Source organism: Nocardia sp. JW2 (assembly GCF_051843015.1).
In the GTDB taxonomy this organism is placed as follows: domain Bacteria; phylum Actinomycetota; class Actinomycetes; order Mycobacteriales; family Mycobacteriaceae; genus Nocardia; species Nocardia coubleae.
In genome coordinates this window covers 85,254-104,308 of sequence record NZ_JBPXLK010000015.1, presented here as the reverse complement: position 1 = coordinate 104,308, position 19,055 = coordinate 85,254, and the positions used below count along the sequence as shown (strand labels likewise).

Genomic DNA, 19,055 nt, shown 5'->3' with positions numbered 1-19,055 from the left:
TTCAGGAGGCCTTGCGGCTGGTCGCCATCGCCCGGTCGACCTCCCAGAAGGCACGCAGCGCCGCGATCTTGCCGTCGGCGTCGACCTTGTAGGTGAACACGCCCTCGGCGTCGATGAGGTAGCCGGCCATGGTGGTGCGGATCAGGCCGGTGAAGGCGATCTCGTTGCCGCAGGCGAAGGAGTCCTCGAACAGGAACTCGATCGAATCGGTGTCGGCGATGGCCTTGTCCCAGAACGCGCCGATCGCCTCGTGGCCGCGATGGCCCACCCCCTCGGGGTCGAAACCCGACGGGCCGACGGGATCTTCGACGATCCCGTCCTCGGCGAACAACGCGATCCAGGCGGCGCGATCCTTGGCACGGACCGCGGCCTGGGAGGCCAGTCCCGCATCGCGCGCGTTCACGACGCCGCCACGATCGGATCGGCGATGTACTTCTCGGCGAAGCGGCGCAGCGAGTCCTGTTTGGCGGCGAGTTCGCCGTCGAAGCCGATGCCGTCGAAGAGCCACGGCACCACGATGATGTCGGTGACACCGGCGTCGGCCAGGTCCTGATAGCCGCTGCGGCCGTGGCGATCGATGCAGACCGCCTGGATCTCGAAGGGTTCGGTGTCCCTGCCGTATTCCGCCCGCAGCGTGCGCAGGGTCGCGATGGTCCCGGTGAGCTCGTCGAACTTCATCATCGCCGAGGTCCAGCCGTCGCCCACACGGGCCGCCCGGCGCAGGGCCGGACCGGTGTGGCCGCCGATGTAGAACGGCACCCGCTCGGTGGGAGCGGGGCTCATCTGCAACGGGTCGAAGTCGAAGAACTCGCCGTGGTACTCGACCATGCCGCCGTCGAGGACGAGTTTGATGACCTCGATCATCTCGTCCACCCGGGCGCCACGCTTGGCGTAAGGCACGCCGCACCACTCGAATTCCTCGGGCGCCCAGCCGATTCCGACGCCGAAGCCGAATCGGTTGCCCGACATGTTGGCGATCGAGCCGACCTGGCGGGCCAGCAGCAGCGGATTGCGGGAGCCCAGCTTGAGCACATTGGTGTAGAACCGCAGGTTCGTCGTCACGGCCGACATGGACGCGGCGGCGATGAGCGGATCCACCCACGGTGTCTCCGGGCCCCAGAACCGGCTCCCGTCCGGGGTGTACGGGTAGTCGGCGCTCTGGGACTTCATGTAGAACAGTGAGTCGGGCAGGCCGATCGAGGTGAAGCCGCACTCCTCGGCCGTCTTGGCCAGCTCGGTGAGCTGGTCGAGCGGGCTCAGCGCGACCCCGAGGGTGAATTTCATTCGGGGCGCTCGCTTCCCACGACCCACATCGCGAAGTACTGCGACCCGCCACCGTAGGCATGGCCGAGGGCCTTACGCGCGCCCGCCACCTGGTAGTCGCCCGCCCGGCCCATCACCTGCTTGGCCGCCTCGGCGAAACGGATGAGGCCCGACGCGCCGATCGGGTTGGACGAGAGCACCCCGCCCGACGGGTTCACCGGCAACCGGCCGCCGATCTCGGTCTCGCCCTTGTCGGTGAGCTTCCAGCCGTCGCCCTCGGCGGCGAAGCCGAGGTTCTCCAGCCACATCGGCTCGAACCAGGAAAACGGCACGTAGATCTCGGCGACGTCGATCTCCTCGAGCGGATCGGTGATGCCCGCGGCGGCCCACAGGGCGGCGGCCGCGTCCCGACCTGCCTGCGGATTCACCTGATCGCGCCCGGAGAAGGTGGTCGGTTCGGTGCGCATCGCGGTGCCGTGCACCCAGGCGACCGTCTTGCCCTGTGCCTCGACGGCGGCCGCGGCCTCGGCGTTGCCGAGCACCACCGCGCAGGCGCCGTCCGAAGACGGGCAGGTCTCGTCGAATCGGATGGGGTCCCAGAGCATCTGGGAGGCCAGCACCGATTCGAGGGTGATGTCGGGCTGATGCAGGTGCGCGAGGGGATTCTTGGCACCGTTGCGCCGGTCCTTCACCGCCACCTGCGCGCCGATGTGCATGGGCGCGTTGGAGCGGCGGATGTAGGAGCGCACGTGCGGGGCGAAGTATCCGCCCGCGCCCGCGCCCACCGGCATGGTGAAGGGCACCGGAATCGACAACGCCCACATGGCATTCGACTCCGACTGCTTCTCCCAGGCGATCGCGAGCACCTTGCCGTGCACACCGGCCTGCACCAGGTTGGTGGCGACGATGCCGGTAGACCCGCCGACCGACCCCGCCGTATGCACGCGCAGCAGCGGTTTGCCGATCGCGCCGAGTGCTTCGGCCAGGTACAGCTCGGGCATCATGACGCCCTCGAAGAAGTCGGGCGCCTTGCCGACCACGACCGCATCGATCTCGTCGATGGTCAGGCCCGCGTCGTCGAGCGCGCGATCGATCGCCTCACGGCACATGCCCGCCATGGACACGTCCGCACGTTTTGTCACGTGATGTGTTTGACCGGTGCCGAGCACCGCTGCGGGGAAGCTCATGATGCCTCGGATTCCAGGACGGCGACCAGGTTCTGCTGCAGCGCTGGGCCGCTGGTCGCATGGGCGAGGGTCCGGTTCGCGGTGCCGGACATGATGGCCGTGGCGGCATTGCCGATCCGCTCGAGACCGGCCGCGAACATCGGGTTGGCCGCGAGCGCACCGCCGGACGGATTGATCGTGGTGTCGGGGGACAGGCCGATCGCCTCGGCCAGGATCAGCTGCTGATGGCTGAACGGCGCGTGCAGTTCGGCCACGTCGAAGTCGGTGTTGCCCCGCGTCACGGCGGCGGCCGCGCGGGTGGTGGACGGCGAGCGGGTCAAGTCGCGGACACCGAACCCCTGGGGGTCGATATTGTGCGCCATGCCGGTGATCCAGGCCGGGCGCTCGCAGAGTTCGCGTGCCCGGTCGCCCACCGCCAGCACGATCGCGGCCGCGCCGTCGGTGATCGGCGCGATGTCGTGCGCCCGCAGCGGGTCGGCGACATACGGTGCGGCGAGCAGGGATTCGATGTCACCACCGGCGACGGCCGCCATGTCCTGTTCGGTCCAGCGCCCCGCGTCGAGTCCCGCGCGCGCCTGCAGGCCCGCGACGGAGACGGAGTCGGGCCACAGCGGGCCGACCAGGTACGGGTCGAGTTGCCTGCTCAGCACCTGGCGCAGCGTGCCCGCCGACGACTTGCCGAAGCCGTAGACGAGCGCGGTCTGTGCCTGTCCGGAGAGAAGTTTCACCCACGCCTCGTAGAGCGCCCACGCGGCGTCCATCTCCACGTGCGACTCGTTGATCGGCGGCACCGCGCCGATCGCGTCGACCGCCGAGATGAACGAGAAGGCGCGCCCGGCCAGGTAATCCGAGGAACCCGAGCACCAGAAGTCGATGTCGGACTTGGTGATGCCGAGGTCGGCGTAGAGCTGCTGGAAGCACGGCACGAGCATCTCGACGCCGTTGGTGGTGCCGAAGGTCTCCGGCACGTGCGGTGCGTGGGCGAACCCCACCACCGCGATTTCGGGAATAGTCACGTCGCCTCTCTCAGAGGTGGTGCTGGTAGGACTCGTACGGGGCATCGGGCTCACCCGTCGGGCGGAAGTGGTCGATATTGGCCAGCGCGTGGCCCCACTCCTCGCGGGGCTTCCACACGGCCTCGACTCGCATACCCATGCGCACCTCGGACGCCTCGCACCCGAGGACCAGGTGCAGGAACGGGATATCGGCACCGTCGAGAAGCACATAGGCGGCGACGTAGGGCGGCTTGATCCGCTGGCCGAGGAACGGCACGTTCACGATGCAGAAGGTGGTCACCGTGCCCTTGTCGGGCAGTTCGACCAGGTCGTCGGTGGGGGTGCCGTCGGTCGGGTTGGCGCCGCGCGGCGGGAAGTACACGGCCCCGCCCGCTTCGGAGCGGCCGCCGATCAGCTTGCCCTCGGCGAGGCCACGCAGGTACACGCTCTCCTGGGGCGAGGCGGTGTGCTTGTAGCTCATGTCGACAGGCGTCACCAGCATGGTCACCGGCTCGGCGGCATCCTCGACGGGCGGTGCGGTCGCACCCTCACCCGGCTCGAAGCAGGCGATGTCGGCGATGGTGCCGGTGCGTTCCTCGGCCCAGCGCACGCGCACCCGCATACCGGTGCTCACCTGCGCGGGCTCGGTCACGTCGAGGGCGTGGAGCATGCTGGTGTCGGCACCGTCGAGCTGCACGAGCGCCCAGGCGAACGGGCGGTCGAACGGCTGACCGGGCAGCGGCTCGGCCACCCACGTCCACGATCGCACCGTGCCGGTCGTCTCCACCTGCACCAGTTCGGCCAGCGGGGCCGAGGTGACGGGATCGTATTCCTGGGCGGGCACGAGCACCCGGCCGTCACTGCCGCGCACGCCGAGTATGCGGCGTTCACGCAGTCCGGTCAGGAAGGCTCCGATGATCGGTCCGACGGATCTGGTGTAGTCGAACTGCACCCGAAGGGGTGCACTCAATACTTCCACTGCGGTATTCCCCTGGGTCACGATATCGAGTAGAACAGGTTCTTATTCTGCACGCAAGGATTCGCCGGAAAGGGCGTCGGCCATGAAATTCGGACTGCAACTCGGATACTGGGGTGCGCAGCCGCCCACAAACGCGGGCGAGATGGTCCTCGCGGCCGAGGAGGCCGGGTTCGACGCGGTGTTCGCGGCCGAGTCCTGGGGGTCGGATGCCTTCACCCCACTGGCCTGGTGGGGGTCCTCCACCCAGCGCGTGCGACTGGGCACCTCGGTCGCCCAGTTGTCGGCGCGTACCCCGGCGGCGGCCGCCATGCACGCGCTCACGCTGGATCACCTCAGCGGTGGCCGGGCCATTCTCGGGCTCGGCGTGTCCGGTCCGCAGGTGGTGGAGGGCTGGTACGGGCAGCCGTTCGCGCAGCCGCTGCGGCGCACCCGCGAGTACGTCGACATCGTGCGCAAGGTGCTGGCCCGCGAGGCGCCGGTGGCCTCCGACAGTCAGGCCTACGGCCTGCCCTACACCGGGCCCGGCGCTACCGGCCTGGGCAAACCGCTCAAGCCGATCGTCCATCCACTGCGCGCCGACCTGCCGATCTGGCTCGGCGCGGAAGGTCCGAAGAACATCGCGCAGACCGCCGAGATCGCCGACGGCTGGCTCGCGATCTACTACGCCCCGCGCCTGGCGGGTATGTACAACGAGTGGCTCGACGAGGGCTTCGCGCGGCCGGGCGCACGGCGTTCACGTGCGGATTTCGAGATCGCGGCCAGCGCGCAGGTGGTGGTCACCGACGATCCGGCCGCCGAGATCGAGCGGATGCGCTGGGTCACCTCGCTCTACATCGGCGGCATGGGCGCACCCGAGCTGAACTTCCACGCCCAGGTCTACAAGCGGATGGGCTACGACAAGGAGGTCGACGAGATCTCGGCGCTGTTCCGGGCCGGGCGCAAGGCCGAGGCCGCCGCCGCGGTGCCCGACGAGCTCATCACCGACACCGCGATCTTCGGCGACGAGGCGCACGTCCGCACCCGATTGCAGGAATGGGAGGACGCCGGTGTGACCATGATGCTGATCTCGGTTTCCGATGCCGAACAACTTCGTCGGCTCCAACCCCTTGTTACGCGGTAGAACACGTTCTAAATTCGTAGGGGTGAGCAGTCAGCAGACAACGGAAATCCTCGGACTGTGGAATATCGCCGCGGCCGAACCCGAGCGGGTCGCCGTCGTCGACCCGGACGGCCGGGAGATCACCTATCGAGAATTGGCCACCCTCGCCAACCGGTACGCCAACGGGCTACGCGGGATCGGATTGCGAACCGGAGACGTCGTTGTCAGCATGCTGCACAACGGCGTCGAGGCGATCGCCGCGTACTTCGCCGCCTACCAGTGCGGTTTCTACATCGTCGCGGTCAACTGGCATCTGACCGCGCCCGAGATCGCCTACATCCTCCAGGACAGTGAAGCCTCGGCGTTCCTGGCGAGCGAACGGTTCGCCGCCACCGCCGCCGCGGCCGCCGACGAGGCCGGACTCCCCGCCGACGCGCGGTTCGCCGTGGGCACCATCGAGGGCTTCCGGCCGGTGTCGTGGCTCGGCGCGGCCGATACCGGCAGGCCGGGCGAGCGTTCGGTCGGCGCACCGATGCTCTACACCTCCGGAACCACCGGGCGCCCCAAGGGCGTTCGCCGCCCGCTGACCGGCGCCGATCCCGACGAGGTCCCCGCGCCGAACAAGGCGTTCTTCAGCCTCTTCGGGCTGGCGCCCTACGACGACCACGTGCACATCTGCGGATCGCCGCTCTATCACACCGCCGTACTGAACTTCTCGACCATCTCGATCCAATTGGGGCACAAGCTCGTTCTGATGGACCGGTGGGACGCGCAGGACATGCTCGCGCTCATCGAACGGCACCGGGTGACCCACTCGCACATGGTGCCGACCCAGTTCCATCGCCTGCTCGCACTGCCCGAAGAGGTACGCGCCCGCTACGACGTGTCGTCGCTGCGCAGCATGGTGCACGGCGCCGCGCCGTGCCCGCCGCAGACCAAGCGGCAGATGCTGGAGTGGTGGGGCCCGGTCGTCACCGAGTACTACGCCGCCACCGAGGGCGGCGGCACGGTGATCTCCGGGACCGAATGGCTGGCCAAGCCGGGATCGGTCGGCAAGGCCTGGCCGTGGTCGGTGATCAAGATCCTCGACGAGGCCGACGGCACCGAACTGCCCGCGGGCAAAGAGGGCCTGGTCTACATGAAGATGGGCGCCTCGAGCTTCGAATACCACCACGCCAAGGAGAAGACCGAGGAGTCGCGCGTCGGTGACCTGTTCACCGTCGGCGACATCGGTTACCTCGACGAAGACGGCTACCTGTTCCTCTGCGACCGGCGCTCCGACCTCATCCTTTCCGGAGGCGTGAACATCTACCCGGCCGAGATCGAAGGCGTGCTGATGAGCCACCCGAAGGTCGCCGACGTGGCGGTTCTCGGTGTGCCCGACCCGGATTGGGGTCAGCAGGTGAAGGCGTTCGTGCAGCCGGTCGACGGTGTCGCGGGCGACGACGAACTCACCACCGACCTGCTCGCCTTCGCGGCCGGTCAGCTCGCCAAGTACAAGCTGCCCCGCACGGTGGAATACCGTGCGGAGCTGCCACGCGACCCCAACGGGAAGCTGTACAAGCGCAGGCTGCTCTGAAAGAGCCTGCCGCTCAGGCGGCTTCGCGCCACTCGGGCGGCAGGCCGAACAGCGGGAACAGGCGCTGGGTGTCGAGGAAGAAGTTGAGGCCGGCGATCGTGTCGCCCTCGAGTTCGAGTACCGTGATCGACCACGGCACCCAGACGCCGGGCTCCTCGCTCGGCTTGTAATGGCCGAACGCGGGCAGGCCGTTGGCGCCTTCCAGCGGAACCATCCGCGAATCGCGGCAGGCACTTCCGGTGCCGAGCATGAACGCCGCCACGTTCTCCGGACCGGAGATCCAGAGGTCGAAGGGCGGCATCGACAGCGCCACATCGGCTTTCAGCAAGGTGGTGAGCGCGTCCATGTCGTAGGCCTCGAAGGCCTTCACGAAGTCGTCGACGAGCTTGCGCTGATCGGGGTCGGTGTCGTCGAAGCCGTCGGTGACGGTCGGCTGCACCTTCGACATCGTCGAGCGGGCGCGTTGCAGCGCGCTGTTCACCGACGCGGGCGACATCATCAGCGCCTCCGCGGTCTCGCTCGCCGAGAAGCGCAGCACCTCACGCATGATCAGGATCGCGCGCTGGGTGGCGGGCAGATGCTGACACGCGGCGACGAACGCGAGGCGCAGGGTGTCTTTGGTCGAGGCGTGCTCGGCCGGGTCGGCGCCGAAGGCGAGCGCGTTGGGGATCGGCTCGATCCACACGTAATCCGGCTGCGGCATCGGCAGCGGCGAATCCGGGCGGCCCGGGCCGTTCAGATCCATCGGTCTGGCTCGGCTCTGTGGGCGATCGAGCATGTCGAGACAGATGTTGGTGGCGATCTTGTAGAGCCACGAGCGAAGGCTCGCACGACCCTCGAAGGAATCGTAGGAGCGCCAGGCGCGCGTGAACGTCTCCTGCACCGCGTCCTCGGCCTCGAAGGAGGAGCCGAGCATGCGGTAGGCGTACGCGCACAACTCGCGCCGGTGGGTTTCGAATTCGGCGAGGACCTCGGGGTCCGGTCCGGTGGTTGCGGTTGTGGCGTCCGTCATGGTTTCACGATGCCACAGGGGTCCGACAGCCGACAGGGGACGAATCGGACTATCGAGATTTCGCGAATTTTCCGGTTCGGCGATGAATCCCCACGCGTCACAGCGTCTACATGAACGAGACCGCAACGACGCTCCGAAAGGCTGAAAACCATGAGCAGCAAGATGATCTTCATCAACCTCCCCGTCGCCGACCTCGACCGCTCCAAGGGGTTCTACGAGGCGCTCGGGTGGAAGGTCAACGAGGATTTCACCGACCAGAACGCGGCCTGCATCGTCGTCGACGACAACATCTGCCTCATGCTGCTGACCAAGGACTTCTTCACGACGTTCAGCAAGCGTCCCATCGCCGATACCGGCAGCCAGGTCGCCGCGGCCTACGCCCTGTCGCTGGGTAGCGCCGAGGAGGTCGACGCGCTGACCGACGCCGCCGTCGCGGCCGGTGCTCGCGAGGAAGTCAACAACGACAAGCGCGCCGAAGAGGCACAGGTAGGCATGCACGGCCGCACCTTCATCGACCCGGACGGCCACCAGTGGGAGCCGTTCTTCATGAACTACCCCGGGGCGTAAGCACCGTTGCGGACAGGGCGCCGGGCGCATGCCCCGGCGCCCTGTGGCGTGTCAGGAGCCGGTGAAGTTCGGCTTGCGCTTCTCGGCGAAGGCCCGGGGGCCTTCCTTGGCGTCGGCCGATTTGAAGACCTCGATGCCGATCTTCGCCTCGATGGGGAACGCCTCGTTCTCCGGCATGGCCTCGGTTTCGCGCAGGGTGCGCAGCATCGCCTGGACGGCGAGGGGGCCGTTGTCGGCGATCTGGCCTGCCAGGGCGAGGGCCTTGTCGAGGGCGGTGCCGTCGGGGACCACGTGGCCGATCAGGCCGATCTCCTTGGCCTCGGTGGCGGTGATGTGCCGACCGGTCAGCAGCAGATCAGCGGCCACGGTGTAGGGGATCTGGCGGGCCAGGCGCACGGCGGAACCGCCGAGCGGGAACAGGCCCCAGCGGGCCTCGGAGACGCCGAACTTGGCGCTTTCCCCGGCCACGCGCAGGTCGGTGCCCTGCAGGATCTCGGTGCCACCGGCGATGGCCGGGCCTTCGACCGCGGCGATGAGCGGCTTGCTCAGCCGCCGTCCCTTCAGCAGAGCCGGGAGGTAGGCCGGATCCCAGCCGCCGCCCGCGGCGGTGTCGCCCGGATGCGACGAACTCATCGCCTTCAGGTCCATCCCCGCGCAGAACGCGCCGCCCGCGCCGGTCAGGATCGCGACGCGGATGTCGGGATCGCTGTCGACCTGGTCCCAGGCGTCGCGCATGATCGCCATCATCTCGCCGGACAGGGCGTTACGCGCCTCCGGACGGTTCATGGTGACGATGAGGACGTGGTCTCGCTTCTCGACCAGACAGTGGGCCATTTCGATGTCTCCTGACGTTCAGCCTTGTCAGAAACAGTAACACGTTCTATTTTTGTCTTTGTGAGCTACAACATAGCCGATCTCGTCGAACACGCCGTCGACCTGATGCCCGACCGGATCGTGCTGGTCGGCGAGCATCGTGAGTCGACCTACGCCGAACTGGAGGAGCGGGCCAACAAACTGGCCCACTACCTGCTGGAACAGGGTGTGCGTCCCGGCGACAAAGTCGGAATCTACAGCCGGAACACCGTGGAGGCCGTCGAAGCGATGGTCGCCGTCTTCAAGGCGCGGGCGGTGATGATCAACGTCAACTTCCGCTACGTCGAGAACGAGTTACTACACATCTTCGACAACTCGGACATGGTCGCCCTGATCCACGAGCGCCGCTACACCGACCGGGTGGCCGCGGTGCGCGACAAGGTGCCCGCCCTCAAGACGGTGATCGTCGTCGAGGACGGCACCGACACCCCGACCGCACCGGGAACGGTGGAATACGAAGCGGTCCTTGCCGATTCGTCCGGCGAGCGCGACTTCGGCGAACGCTCGCCCGACGACATCTACATGCTCTACACCGGCGGAACCACCGGCCTGCCCAAGGGCGTCATGTGGCGCCACGAGGACGTCTGGCGGGTGCTCGGCGCGGGCATCAACTTCGTGACCGGCGAATACGTCAAGGACGAGTGGGAGCTGGCCAAGGTCGGCGCCGCCAACCCGCAGATGGTGCGCTACCCGATCCCGCCGATGATCCACGGCGGCTCGCAGTGGGCCACCTTCCACAGCCTGTTCGGTGGCGGCAAGGCCGTGATGATCCCGGAGTTCAGCGGGCACGGTGTCTGGCAGGCCGTCGACAAGCACGGCGTGAACCTGCTCTTCATCACCGGTGACGCGATGGCGCGCCCGATGCTCGACGCGCTCGCCGAGGGCAACCCGGAAACCGGTGAGCCCTACGACCTCTCGACGCTGTACGTGCTCGCCAGCAGCGCCGCGCTGTTCTCGCCCTCGCTCAAGGACAAGTTCCTCGAGGTACTGCCCAACCGGATGATCTCCGACTCCATCGGTTCCTCGGAGACGGGCTTCGGCGGTCTGGCGCTGGTGACCAAGGGCGCCACCCACACCGGTGGTCCGCGGGTGAAGATCGACGCGGCCACCCAGGTGCTCGACGAGGACGGCAAGCCGGTGGAGCCGGGTTCCGGCGTCGTCGGCATGCTCGCGCGCAGCGGCCACATTCCGCTCGGCTACTACAAGGACGAGGCGAAGTCGGCCGCGACCTTCAAGGAGTACAACGGGATTCGCTACGCCATCCCCGGCGACTACGCGCGCGTCGAGGAGGACGGCACCGTCACCATGCTCGGCCGTGGTTCGGTGAGCATCAACAGCGGTGGCGAGAAGATCTACCCCGAAGAGGTGGAGGGCGCGCTCAAGGCCCACCCCGAGATCTTCGACGCGCTCGTCGTGGGTGTGGAGGACGAGCGGTGGGGTCAGCGGGTGTGTGCCGTTGTCCAGTGTCGCGGTGGCAAGCGCCCCACCCTCACCGAGCTGAGGCCGCTGCTCACCCAGGAGATCGCCTCCTACAAGCAGCCACGCAGCCTGTGGTTCGTCGACGAGATCAAGCGCTCACCCGCCGGTAAGCCCGATTACCGCTGGGCCAAGGAGCAGACCGATGCTCGTCCCGCCGATGAGCACGCCGACGCAGGCGCCTCCTGAGCTGACACCATCGAATCGGCCCGCCCAGCATCTCGCTGAGCGGGCCGATTCGCGTCTCCCGGGCCTTCGCCACCGCTGGGCATGTGATCACCACGCTCTGGTGGCGGTGGCCTCTCGGGCTTTGCCGCCACCAGAGCGTGGTGACCGCCTCAGCGGGCGCGGAGTTCGGCGAGTTGGTAGGCGAGCCGGGTGCGGACGGCGGGGATTCGGATGAGGACGCGCATGGCGGTGTTGCGGAGGGTGCGGGCGGGGGTGGAGCCGAGGGTGGCCATTTTCGTCATGCGATCGGTGAAGGCGACGACTTCGGTCGCGATGGGCCTGCGGGTCGTTTCGTAGGTGTCGAGCAGGGAATCCGGCTCGCCCGCCGCGACTTTCGCGAGCAGGGTGCCGAGCAGGGCGGCGTCCTGGATGCCGGTGTTCATGCCCTGGCCGCCCGCGGGGCTGTGGACGTGGGCGGCGTCGCCCGCGAGCAGGACACGGCCGGCGCGGTAGTGGTCGGCGACGCGGTGGTGCACGCGGAAGCGTGAGCTCCACAGGACCTCGTCGACGCGGACCTCGCCCGCCGGGCCGCGGGCGTCGAGGACGGCCTGGATGTCCTCGCGTGTGGGGTGTTCGGGTGCCTCGTCCACGGTGGCGACCACGCGGTAGCGCTCGCCGTCCGCGTCGGGGAGCGGGGCGACGACGGTGACGCCTTCGGGTGAAAGGTGTAGGGATACCTCGCTACGCGGGGACGGCCAGGTCATCCGGACGTCGGCGAGAACGAACGATGCGGGGTAGGTGTCGCCGGTGAAGCCGATGCCCGCCTGCTCGCGGACCACACTGTGCATACCGTCGGTGCCGACCACGTAGTCGGCCGCGATGCTGCCCGGTGTGCCGTCGGCGTTCACGTATTCGATGGTGGCGGAGTCTTTTTCGTTCCGGATCGCGGTCACCGTGATCGGGCGGTGCACATGCCCGCCCGCCTTGTGGAGGCGGTCGAGCAGGACGCGCTCGGTGACATCCTGGGGCACCATCAGGGTGTAGGGGAACGCGGTCGGCAGACCGCCGAATTCGATGGTGGCCAAGGTCTTCGGGCCGTCGTGCACCTTGAAGGTCGGCACCTCGATGCCGAGTCCGGCGAGTTCGTCGGCGATACCGAGCTCGTCGAGCACCTCGAGTGTCCTGGCGTGCACCACGGCGGCGCGAGAAGTGTTGGCGCCCTCGGCGAGACGGTCGATGAGCACGTGATCGACGCCCGCTTCGGCGAGCACGATCGCGGTGGTGAGGCCGGCGGGGCCCGCGCCGACGATGACGACGGAAGTGGTTGCGGGGAGGGTGGTGGCGGCCATTTCGACTCCTGGTCAACGAGTGTTTGCCAACGCTTGTAGGCATAACGGTAGACCTGGCGGTGCTAGAAAGTCAACAGTTGTTGGCCTACAATCGTTGGCATGCCATCCGCACAGCAAGACCAGCCGGTCCGACGCTCCGATGCCACCCGCGCGGCCATCCTCGCCGCTGCCCGCGCCCGCTTCGCCGCCGACGGCTACGCCAAGGCCACCATCCGCGCCATCGCCGCCGACGCCGACATCGACCCATCGATGGTGATGCGCTACTTCGGTTCCAAGGACGGCCTCTTCGCCGCCGCGGCCCAGATCGACCTCGACCTCCCCGACCTCGGTGCCGCCGACCCGAACACATTGGGGGAGCTACTGATCCGCCGCTTCCTCACCATCTGGGAGGACAACGACAACACCGTCCTGCTGATCCTGCTGCGCACCTCGATCACCGACGATGCGGTAGCCGAGCGAGTCCGCGAAATCTTCGCCGCCCAGGTCCTCCCCGCGGTCCTGCGCTTCGGCGATCCGGCCGACGCCCCACGCCGCGCCGGATTGATCGTCACCCAGCTCCTCGGCCTGGCCCTGTGCCGCTACATCCTGCGCCTACCGCCGGTGGTGGCTCTCGCCCCGACCCGGATCGTCGCCGACATCGCGCCGACCTTGCAGCGCTACTTGACCTTATGAGTCGGCGAACGACAGCCCTGGTCGACATCGGTAGGCGCAACCCGTCGGATGAAGCGTCGCGAGCGCGCGATCATGGGTATGCGAAAACCGCTGCGACCGCGTCGAATTCGTGGTCGCAGCGGGCGACCGGCAGGTCGAACCGCCGGCTCACAACGCCGCGCGCGGCGGTTGTCGCTTATCCCGCCAACTGGGCGCCGAGGGCGAGGAGGTGGGGGGTCGCGCCGCCGAGGGCGAATTCGTGGTGCTTGGCGGCGGTGAAGTAGTTGTGGGTGATGTGATCGCGGTCGATGCCGAGGCCGCCGTGGACGTGGACGACGGTGTGGGCGACCTTGTGGCCCGCTTCGGCTGCCCAGAACTTGGCGATGTGGACCGATTCGGTGGCGGGCAGGCCCTCGGACAGGCGCCAGGCCGCCTGGGTGACGGTGAGGCGGAGGCCGCCGATGTCGATGTAGGCGTCGGCCAGGCGCTGGGCCACCGACTGGAAGGAGCCGATGGCCTTGCCGAACTGTTCGCGGGTGCGGGTGTGCTCGGCGGTGATGTCGAGTGCGCGTTCCAGGGTGCCGAGCTGGAGGGCGGAGAGGCCGAGCCAGGCGCGCTCGCGCAGCCAGGTGAGGATGTCGGCGCCGGCTTCCGCGGTGCCGAGCAGTTCGGCCGGGGCATCCGCGAACTCGACGAGGAATTCGGGGGACAGGTCGACGACCTGCTGCGGCGTCACCACGGCATTCGCCGGGTCGACCAGGAATACCGCCACGGTGCCGGCAGCCGAGTCACTGCCGGCGATCAACGCGGGCACCAGGATTCGCTCCGCCCGGTCCGCGTACGGGACGGTCGTCGCGACGCCGGTCAATGTCCACGTGGCGCCCGTGCCGTGCGAAGGCGAAGCGCTACCGACTGAATCGGTGGCCGAGATACCGGCAGCGGTTGGGTTGCTGCTCGCCGGATCGGCCGCGGAGGCGGGGCTGTCGGCAGAGGCGGGAGTCGCGGTGATCCCGGGTGCACCGATCGGATCGTGCAGCGACGCCGACAGAGCCGCCGTCAGCACCACCTCACCCGCCCCTGCGCGCTGTGCCAGCGCATGCTGGTTTTCCTCGCCGAACCGCGCGAGCGCACCCGCGCCGAGCACGATCGACCACAGGTACGGCACCGCGGCAACGGAGCGGCCGAGTTCGCGCAGGACAGCGGACTGCTCGAGCTCGCCGAAATCGCTGCCGCCCAGCGCGTCCGGCAATGCGGCCGCGAGCACGCCGGTTTCGGCGAGCGCCTTCCAGAGCTGCTCGTCGAAGCGGCCCGGTGTGTCGAGCTCACGCAGCCGATCGGCGGTGACGAGTTTGGCGCAGACCTCGCCGGTGAGGCGGGCGAGGTCGGTCTGAGCTTCGGTAGGGGTGAAATCCATGGCGGTTTACCGGCTTTCGTGGATCAGCGGGCGGCGGCGGGCTGGCGCAGGGCGGTCATGGCGATGATGTCGCGCTGCACCTCGTTGGTGCCGCCGCCGAAGGTGAGGATCAGGGCGGCGCGGTGCATCCGCTCCAGCCTGCCGAGCAGTACCGCACCGGGGGAGTCCTGGCGCAGGTAGGCGTCGGCGCCGACCACTTCCATCAGCAGCCGGTAGGCCTCGGTGGCCAGCTCGGTGCCGTATACCTTGCACGCCGAGGCATCCCACGGGCGCGGCGCGGCCTCGCCGCCCTGGTCGGCGCGGCTGGCGATCTCCCAGTTCAGCAGCTTCAGATATTCGACCTTGGCATGTACGCGGGCCAGATTCAGCCGTGCCCATTCCTGGTCGATCACGCGAGAACCGTCGGGCAGCAGCGTGTCGCGGGCCCACGCCGTCGTCTGCGCCACCGCGAGCGACAGCGGCCCGGCAGAGGTGAGCGCGACCCGCTCGTGGTTGAGCTGGTTGGTGATCAGCGACCAGCCGCCGTTCTCCGGGCCGACCATCGACGACGCGGGCACGCGAACATCCTGGTAGTAGGTGGCGCTGGTGTCGGGCCCGGCCATGGTGTGCACCGGTGTCCAGGAGAAGCCCTCGGTGGAGGTCGGCACGATGAACATGCTGATCCCCTTGTGCTTCTTGGCAGCGGGGTCGGTGCGCACGGCCAGCCAGATGTAGTCGGCGTAGGCGATGAGGCTGGTCCACATCTTCTGGCCGTTGATGACGAAGTCGTCGCCGTCGCGCACCGCGGCGGTGCGCAGCGAGGCGAGGTCGGTACCCGCGCCCGGCTCGGAATAGCCGATCGCGAAGTGCAGCTCACCGGCGGCGATGCGGGGCAGGAAGTACTTCTTCTGCTCCTCGGTGCCGTACTGCATGATGGTCGGCGCCACCGAGTTGAGCGTCAGGAACGGGACGGGCGCACCCGCGATGGCGGCCTCTTCCACGAAGATCAGCTGATCCATGGTGGTCCGGTCCTGGCCGCCGTACTCCTTGGGCCAGCTCAGGGTGAGCCAGCCGTCGCGGCCCATCTGACGCACCACCTCGCGGTATACGTCGCCCTCGCCGTACTCGCCGGTCTGCAGGCTCAGCGCCTTCTTGCGCTCCGGTGTCATGAGCCCGGCGAAATACGCGCGCAGCTCGGCGCGCAATTCTTCCTGCTGCGGCGTGTACGCGACGCGCATGCTTCCCACCTCGGTGTCGAACTCCAGCTTCGGTGAGCCGATCATTGCACAGCAACTGGAACATGTTCCAGTATTGACAGTGAATCGGTGCCGGTTCCGCCGCGCGAGGTATGCCATCCGGGTTACTCTCGCCGAGACCGTCTGGAAGGAAGATCCCATGAAGATCATCGTCGATTTCGACCGCTGCGAAGCGAACGGCGTCTGCGTCGGAATCGCCCCTGACATGTTCGAACTCGATGACGACGATCAGCTGACCGTCGCCGAGGGCGATATCGACGCCGACCGCGTCGCCGACGCGGAGGAGGCGGTGGCGCAGTGCCCGAAGGCCGCGCTCAGATTGGCGTAATCGCCTCTTGTCGTATGGTGAAACACGTTCTAAAGTCGGCCCGATGAGTGTGATGCAGACTTCACTGGAGGGCCGGGTCGCCATCGTGACCGGTGCGGGCGCGGGTCTCGGCCGGGCCGAGGCGCTCGCGCTGGCCTCGGCGGGCGCGGCGGTGGTCGTCAACGACCTCACCGAGGACGCGGCCGCCGAAACGATCGCCGCAATACGCGAACTCGGCGGAAAAGCGGAATTCGTCGGTGGAAGTATCGCCGAACGTGCCACTGCCGACGCGCTCGTCGCCACCGCGCGGGAATCGCTCGGGGGCCTCGATATCGTTGTCAACAATGCGGGTATTACGCGCGATCGCATGCTGTTCAACATGTCCGACGAATCCTGGGACGCGGTACTCGCCGTTCATCTGCGCGGCCATTTTCTTTTGTCGCGCAATGCTTGCTCATATTGGCGAACGGCCTCCAAAGCGGCGGGCGAACCGGTGTACGGGCGGTTGATCAATACCTCCTCCGAGGCCGGTCTACTCGGTCCGGAAGGCCAGGCGAACTACGGTGCGGCCAAGGCCGGTATCACCGCGCTCACCCTTTCGGCGGCGCGTGGCCTGTCGCGCTACGGCGTGCGCGCCAACGCGATCTGCCCACGTGCGCGCACGGCCATGACCGAGGCTGTTTTCTCCGAGGCGCCCGAGGGTCAGGTCGACCCGCTGGCTCCCGAACATGTCGCGAAACTGGTCGCCTACCTGGCCTCACCCGCGGCCGACGAGGTGAACGGGCAGGTCTTCGTGGTCTACGGCCCGATGGTCGCGCTGATGGCGCCGCCGACGGTCGAGCAGCGCTTCGACGCCGCGGGCGAACAGTGGGCCGAGGACGATCTCGCCTCGACCCTGCGGCAGTACTTCGCCGGCCGCCCGGCCGATCACACTTTCTCGGCGCGAGCGCTTCGCGATCTCGGCTGAGGTTGCCGGATGTTGGCCGGGCGGAAAGTCGCCGACCCGGCTCGCCGCAGATCTGTTGTACGCCGGTCCAGGTATTGGTAGACATGGACGTCGGCGTGTGTGGTGTCTCACAGGAGGTCTGGGTGAAGCGGTCAGGAGTCGTTTCAGTTCGGATGGCATTTTCCGGGAAAAACTCCTGGTACAAGTCTCCGGAAATCGCAGACATTCGTGAGAACGTGTTCTAGTCTTTGGGCAGTCTTCAGATCGGGGTGGCGGTGAGGTACGGAAACGCGGACGCCATGGTCCGCCCGTCTAACGAGGAGGATTGCCGGTGAACGACCTCCTTGCTGTCCCGTTGCGGGCAGTCGGCGGATTCTTCGAACTCGGCGCGGAAGTGGCACGAGCCGCCTTCCGCAGGCCGTTCCAATGGCGTGAGTTCGTCGACCAGTCCTGGTTCGTCGCCCGCGTCTCCATCCTGCCGACGCTGCTGGTGGCCATCCCGTTCACCGTGCTCGTCGTGTTCACCCTCAACATCCTGTTGCGCGAGATCGGTGCCGCCGACCTCAGCGGGGCGGCCGCCGCGTTCGGCGCCGTCACGCAGGTCGGCCCGATCGTCACGGTGCTGATCGTGGCCGGAGCGGGCGCGACAGCGATCTGCGCCGACCTCGGCGCCCGCACCATTCGCGAGGAGATCGACGCGATGAAGGTGCTCGGCATCGACCCGGTGAGCCGGCTGGTCGTGCCACGCGTGCTCGCCTCGATGTTCGTGGCGCTGATGCTCAACAGCCTGGTGTGCACGGTCGGTATCGTCGGTGGCTTCGCGTTCTCGGTGTTTCTGCAAGGCGTGAATCCCGGTGCTTTCGTCAACGGCATTCCGCTGCTCACCAATCTGCCAGAGCTGATCATCTCCGAAATCAAGGCGGGCCTGTTCGGGCTCATCGCCGGAATGGTCGCCTGTTATCTCGGGCTGCAGGTGAAAGGCGGGCCCAAGAGTGTGGGCGACGCCGTGAACCAGACCGTCGTGTTCGCCTTCATGGCGCTGTTCGTGGTGAATGTCGTCGTCACCGCGATCGGCCTGAAATTCACGGTGCGGTGAACACATGGCCTTCGTAGTTCGTTCCAAATTTCCCCGCGCGGTCCGTCGTTACGAGCGGGCGTCCAAAGCGATGGACTCCCTCGGTGACAAGGCGATCTTCTTCGTCAAGGCACTCGGCTCGGTACCGCGCGCCCTGGTGCACTACCGCACCGAGACCATCCGGCTCATCGCCGAGATCAGCATGGGCAGCGGCGCTCTCGCCGTGATCGGCGGAACCGTGGTCATCGTCGGCTTCCTGACGCTGATGGCGGGCGGCACCATCGCGGTGCAGGGTTACAGCTCGCTCGGCAATATCGGCGTCGAGGCGCTCACGGGCTTCTTCGCCGCCTTCATCAATGTGCGCATCGCGGCGCCGGTGATCTCCGGTATCGGCCTGGCCGCGACCATCGGTGCCGGCGCGACCGCCCAGCTCGGTGCCATGCGGGTGGCCGAGGAGATCGACGCGCTGGAATCGATGGCGATCCGGCCGGTGCCGTTCCTGGTCGGCACCCGGGTGCTGGCGGGCATGATCGCGATCGTGCCGCTCTACGCCCTGGCGGTGATCGCCTCGTTCATCGCCAGCCGCTTCGCCACCGTGGTGATCTACGGGCAGTCGGCGGGCGTCTACGACCACTACTTCTCGACCTTCCTCATCCCCAGCGACATCCTGTGGTCGTTCGCCCAGGCGATGGTGATGGCCCTGGCCGTGATGCTGATCCACACCTACTACGGCTTCCACGCCGCGGGCGGTCCGGTCGGCGTCGGTGTGGCGGTCGGCAACGCGGTGCGGGCCTCGCTGGTCGCGGTCGTCACGGTGACGCTGCTGATCTCGCTGGCCATCTACGGCACCTCCGGCAACTTCCACCTCTCGGGATAGCGG

The 19,055-nt window shown here is 67.8% G+C and carries 19 protein-coding genes; 9 read left to right on the top strand and 10 right to left on the bottom strand.

The genetic code is table 11. The features are described 5' to 3' along the window. Position 1 precedes the first annotated feature (1 nt). Genes ACSVDM_RS20930 through ACSVDM_RS20910 form a run of 5 tightly spaced genes read right to left on the bottom strand, consistent with a single transcriptional unit; the run spans position 2 to position 4,445 of the window. Complete coding sequence (locus ACSVDM_RS20930; RefSeq protein WP_439267165.1) at positions 2–403, bottom strand: nuclear transport factor 2 family protein; 402 nt, start codon at positions 401–403, stop codon at positions 2–4. Beyond that, positions 400–1,284, bottom strand: coding sequence for a TIGR03619 family F420-dependent LLM class oxidoreductase (locus tag ACSVDM_RS20925; protein ID WP_067640684.1), 885 nt, complete (start codon positions 1,282–1,284; stop codon positions 400–402). The genes ACSVDM_RS20930 and ACSVDM_RS20925 overlap by 4 nt, the downstream gene beginning before the upstream one ends. Further along, complete coding sequence (locus ACSVDM_RS20920) at positions 1,281–2,450, bottom strand: thiolase domain-containing protein (RefSeq protein WP_439267163.1); 1,170 nt, start codon at positions 2,448–2,450, stop codon at positions 1,281–1,283. Before ACSVDM_RS20920 ends, ACSVDM_RS20925 begins: the two co-directional genes overlap by 4 nt. Beyond that, a complete protein-coding gene (locus ACSVDM_RS20915; protein WP_225281471.1) occupies positions 2,447–3,460 on the bottom strand; it encodes a thiolase domain-containing protein in 1,014 nt (337 codons plus the stop codon). Before ACSVDM_RS20915 ends, ACSVDM_RS20920 begins: the two co-directional genes overlap by 4 nt. Before the next feature lie 16 nt (positions 3,461–3,476). After that, positions 3,477–4,445, bottom strand: coding sequence for a Zn-ribbon domain-containing OB-fold protein (locus ACSVDM_RS20910; RefSeq protein WP_439267161.1), 969 nt, complete (start codon positions 4,443–4,445; stop codon positions 3,477–3,479). Between the two features lie 61 nt (positions 4,446–4,506). Here ACSVDM_RS20910 and ACSVDM_RS20905 point away from each other — a divergent pair, with 61 nt between their 5' ends. Continuing rightward, positions 4,507–5,544: an LLM class F420-dependent oxidoreductase gene (locus ACSVDM_RS20905; protein ID WP_439267159.1), complete on the top strand. Its 1,038-nt coding sequence runs from the start codon at positions 4,507–4,509 to the stop codon at positions 5,542–5,544. Between the two features lie 22 nt (positions 5,545–5,566). Continuing rightward, positions 5,567–7,102 (top strand): acyl-CoA synthetase, encoded by a 1,536-nt coding sequence (locus tag ACSVDM_RS20900; protein WP_439267158.1) that lies wholly within the window; start codon positions 5,567–5,569, stop codon positions 7,100–7,102. Positions 7,103–7,115: 13 nt separating this feature from the next. On the opposite strand, the gene ACSVDM_RS20895 is transcribed toward ACSVDM_RS20900, so the two are convergent. Then, positions 7,116–8,114 (bottom strand): sigma-70 family RNA polymerase sigma factor, encoded by a 999-nt coding sequence (locus ACSVDM_RS20895; RefSeq protein ID WP_067640693.1) that lies wholly within the window; start codon positions 8,112–8,114, stop codon positions 7,116–7,118. Between the two features lie 150 nt (positions 8,115–8,264). On the opposite strand from ACSVDM_RS20895, the gene ACSVDM_RS20890 reads away from it, so the two are divergent. After that, positions 8,265–8,681 (top strand): VOC family protein, encoded by a 417-nt coding sequence (locus tag ACSVDM_RS20890; RefSeq protein ID WP_439267156.1) that lies wholly within the window; start codon positions 8,265–8,267, stop codon positions 8,679–8,681. A gap of 51 nt (positions 8,682–8,732) precedes the next feature. Here ACSVDM_RS20890 and ACSVDM_RS20885 read toward each other — a convergent pair whose 3' ends face one another. Further along, positions 8,733–9,515: a crotonase/enoyl-CoA hydratase family protein gene (locus tag ACSVDM_RS20885; protein ID WP_357399196.1), complete on the bottom strand. Its 783-nt coding sequence runs from the start codon at positions 9,513–9,515 to the stop codon at positions 8,733–8,735. Positions 9,516–9,575: 60 nt separating this feature from the next. Here ACSVDM_RS20885 and ACSVDM_RS20880 point away from each other — a divergent pair, with 60 nt between their 5' ends. Next, a complete protein-coding gene (locus ACSVDM_RS20880; protein WP_439267154.1) occupies positions 9,576–11,219 on the top strand; it encodes an acyl-CoA synthetase in 1,644 nt (547 codons plus the stop codon). 149 nt (positions 11,220–11,368) lie between these two features. Here ACSVDM_RS20880 and ACSVDM_RS20875 read toward each other — a convergent pair whose 3' ends face one another. After that, positions 11,369–12,547: an FAD-dependent monooxygenase gene (locus ACSVDM_RS20875; protein ID WP_439267152.1), complete on the bottom strand. Its 1,179-nt coding sequence runs from the start codon at positions 12,545–12,547 to the stop codon at positions 11,369–11,371. 99 nt (positions 12,548–12,646) lie between these two features. Here ACSVDM_RS20875 and ACSVDM_RS20870 point away from each other — a divergent pair, with 99 nt between their 5' ends. Further along, complete coding sequence (locus ACSVDM_RS20870; RefSeq protein ID WP_439267150.1) at positions 12,647–13,219, top strand: TetR/AcrR family transcriptional regulator; 573 nt, start codon at positions 12,647–12,649, stop codon at positions 13,217–13,219. A 175-nt stretch (positions 13,220–13,394) separates the two neighbouring features. On the opposite strand, the gene ACSVDM_RS20865 is transcribed toward ACSVDM_RS20870, so the two are convergent. Together ACSVDM_RS20865 and ACSVDM_RS20860 are read right to left on the bottom strand one after the other, a co-directional pair. Further along, positions 13,395–14,612 carry an acyl-CoA dehydrogenase family protein gene (locus tag ACSVDM_RS20865; RefSeq protein WP_439267149.1) on the bottom strand — a complete coding sequence of 406 codons (1,218 nt, stop codon included), beginning with the start codon at positions 14,610–14,612 and terminating at the stop codon, positions 13,395–13,397. A 23-nt stretch (positions 14,613–14,635) separates the two neighbouring features. Continuing rightward, positions 14,636–15,829 carry an acyl-CoA dehydrogenase family protein gene (locus ACSVDM_RS20860; protein ID WP_439267147.1) on the bottom strand — a complete coding sequence of 398 codons (1,194 nt, stop codon included), beginning with the start codon at positions 15,827–15,829 and terminating at the stop codon, positions 14,636–14,638. Between the two features lie 157 nt (positions 15,830–15,986). Between ACSVDM_RS20860 and ACSVDM_RS20855 the strand changes: the two genes are divergently transcribed. The 4 genes from ACSVDM_RS20855 (at position 15,987) to ACSVDM_RS20840 (ending at position 19,052) form a co-directional block, all read left to right on the top strand. After that, complete coding sequence (locus ACSVDM_RS20855) at positions 15,987–16,175, top strand: ferredoxin (RefSeq protein WP_439267217.1); 189 nt, start codon at positions 15,987–15,989, stop codon at positions 16,173–16,175. Between the two features lie 43 nt (positions 16,176–16,218). Then, complete coding sequence (locus tag ACSVDM_RS20850; RefSeq protein ID WP_439267145.1) at positions 16,219–17,121, top strand: 3-oxoacyl-ACP reductase; 903 nt, start codon at positions 16,219–16,221, stop codon at positions 17,119–17,121. Between the two features lie 310 nt (positions 17,122–17,431). Further along, the gene (locus tag ACSVDM_RS20845; RefSeq protein ID WP_067492283.1) at positions 17,432–18,196 is read left to right on the top strand and encodes an MlaE family ABC transporter permease; all 765 of its coding nucleotides are present in this window, start codon (positions 17,432–17,434) and stop codon (positions 18,194–18,196) included. 4 nt (positions 18,197–18,200) lie between these two features. Further along, positions 18,201–19,052, top strand: a complete 852-nt coding sequence (locus tag ACSVDM_RS20840) for an MlaE family ABC transporter permease (protein ID WP_067640714.1) — start codon at positions 18,201–18,203, stop codon at positions 19,050–19,052. The last annotated feature ends 3 nt before the right edge of the window (positions 19,053–19,055 follow it).

Excerpts from the sequence above, each read along its gene's own strand:
- ACSVDM_RS20925 (WP_067640684.1), bottom strand. The coding sequence starts at position 1,284 with ATGAAATTCACCCTCGGGGTCGCGCTGAGCCCGCTCGACCAGCTCACC.
- ACSVDM_RS20920 (WP_439267163.1), bottom strand. The coding sequence starts at position 2,450 with ATGAGCTTCCCCGCAGCGGTGCTCGGCACCGGTCAAACACATCACGTG.
- ACSVDM_RS20905 (WP_439267159.1), top strand. The coding sequence starts at position 4,507 with ATGAAATTCGGACTGCAACTCGGATACTGGGGTGCGCAGCCGCCCACA.
- ACSVDM_RS20895 (WP_067640693.1), bottom strand. The coding sequence starts at position 8,114 with ATGACGGACGCCACAACCGCAACCACCGGACCGGACCCCGAGGTCCTC.
- ACSVDM_RS20890 (WP_439267156.1), top strand. The coding sequence starts at position 8,265 with ATGAGCAGCAAGATGATCTTCATCAACCTCCCCGTCGCCGACCTCGAC.
- ACSVDM_RS20885 (WP_357399196.1), bottom strand. The coding sequence starts at position 9,515 with ATGGCCCACTGTCTGGTCGAGAAGCGAGACCACGTCCTCATCGTCACC.
- ACSVDM_RS20875 (WP_439267152.1), bottom strand. The coding sequence starts at position 12,547 with ATGGCCGCCACCACCCTCCCCGCAACCACTTCCGTCGTCATCGTCGGC.
- ACSVDM_RS20870 (WP_439267150.1), top strand. The coding sequence starts at position 12,647 with ATGCCATCCGCACAGCAAGACCAGCCGGTCCGACGCTCCGATGCCACC.
- ACSVDM_RS20865 (WP_439267149.1), bottom strand. The coding sequence starts at position 14,612 with ATGGATTTCACCCCTACCGAAGCTCAGACCGACCTCGCCCGCCTCACC.
- ACSVDM_RS20860 (WP_439267147.1), bottom strand. The coding sequence starts at position 15,829 with ATGCGCGTCGCGTACACGCCGCAGCAGGAAGAATTGCGCGCCGAGCTG.
- ACSVDM_RS20855 (WP_439267217.1), top strand. The coding sequence starts at position 15,987 with ATGAAGATCATCGTCGATTTCGACCGCTGCGAAGCGAACGGCGTCTGC.
- ACSVDM_RS20850 (WP_439267145.1), top strand. The coding sequence starts at position 16,219 with ATGAGTGTGATGCAGACTTCACTGGAGGGCCGGGTCGCCATCGTGACC.
- ACSVDM_RS20840 (WP_067640714.1), top strand. The coding sequence starts at position 18,201 with ATGGCCTTCGTAGTTCGTTCCAAATTTCCCCGCGCGGTCCGTCGTTAC.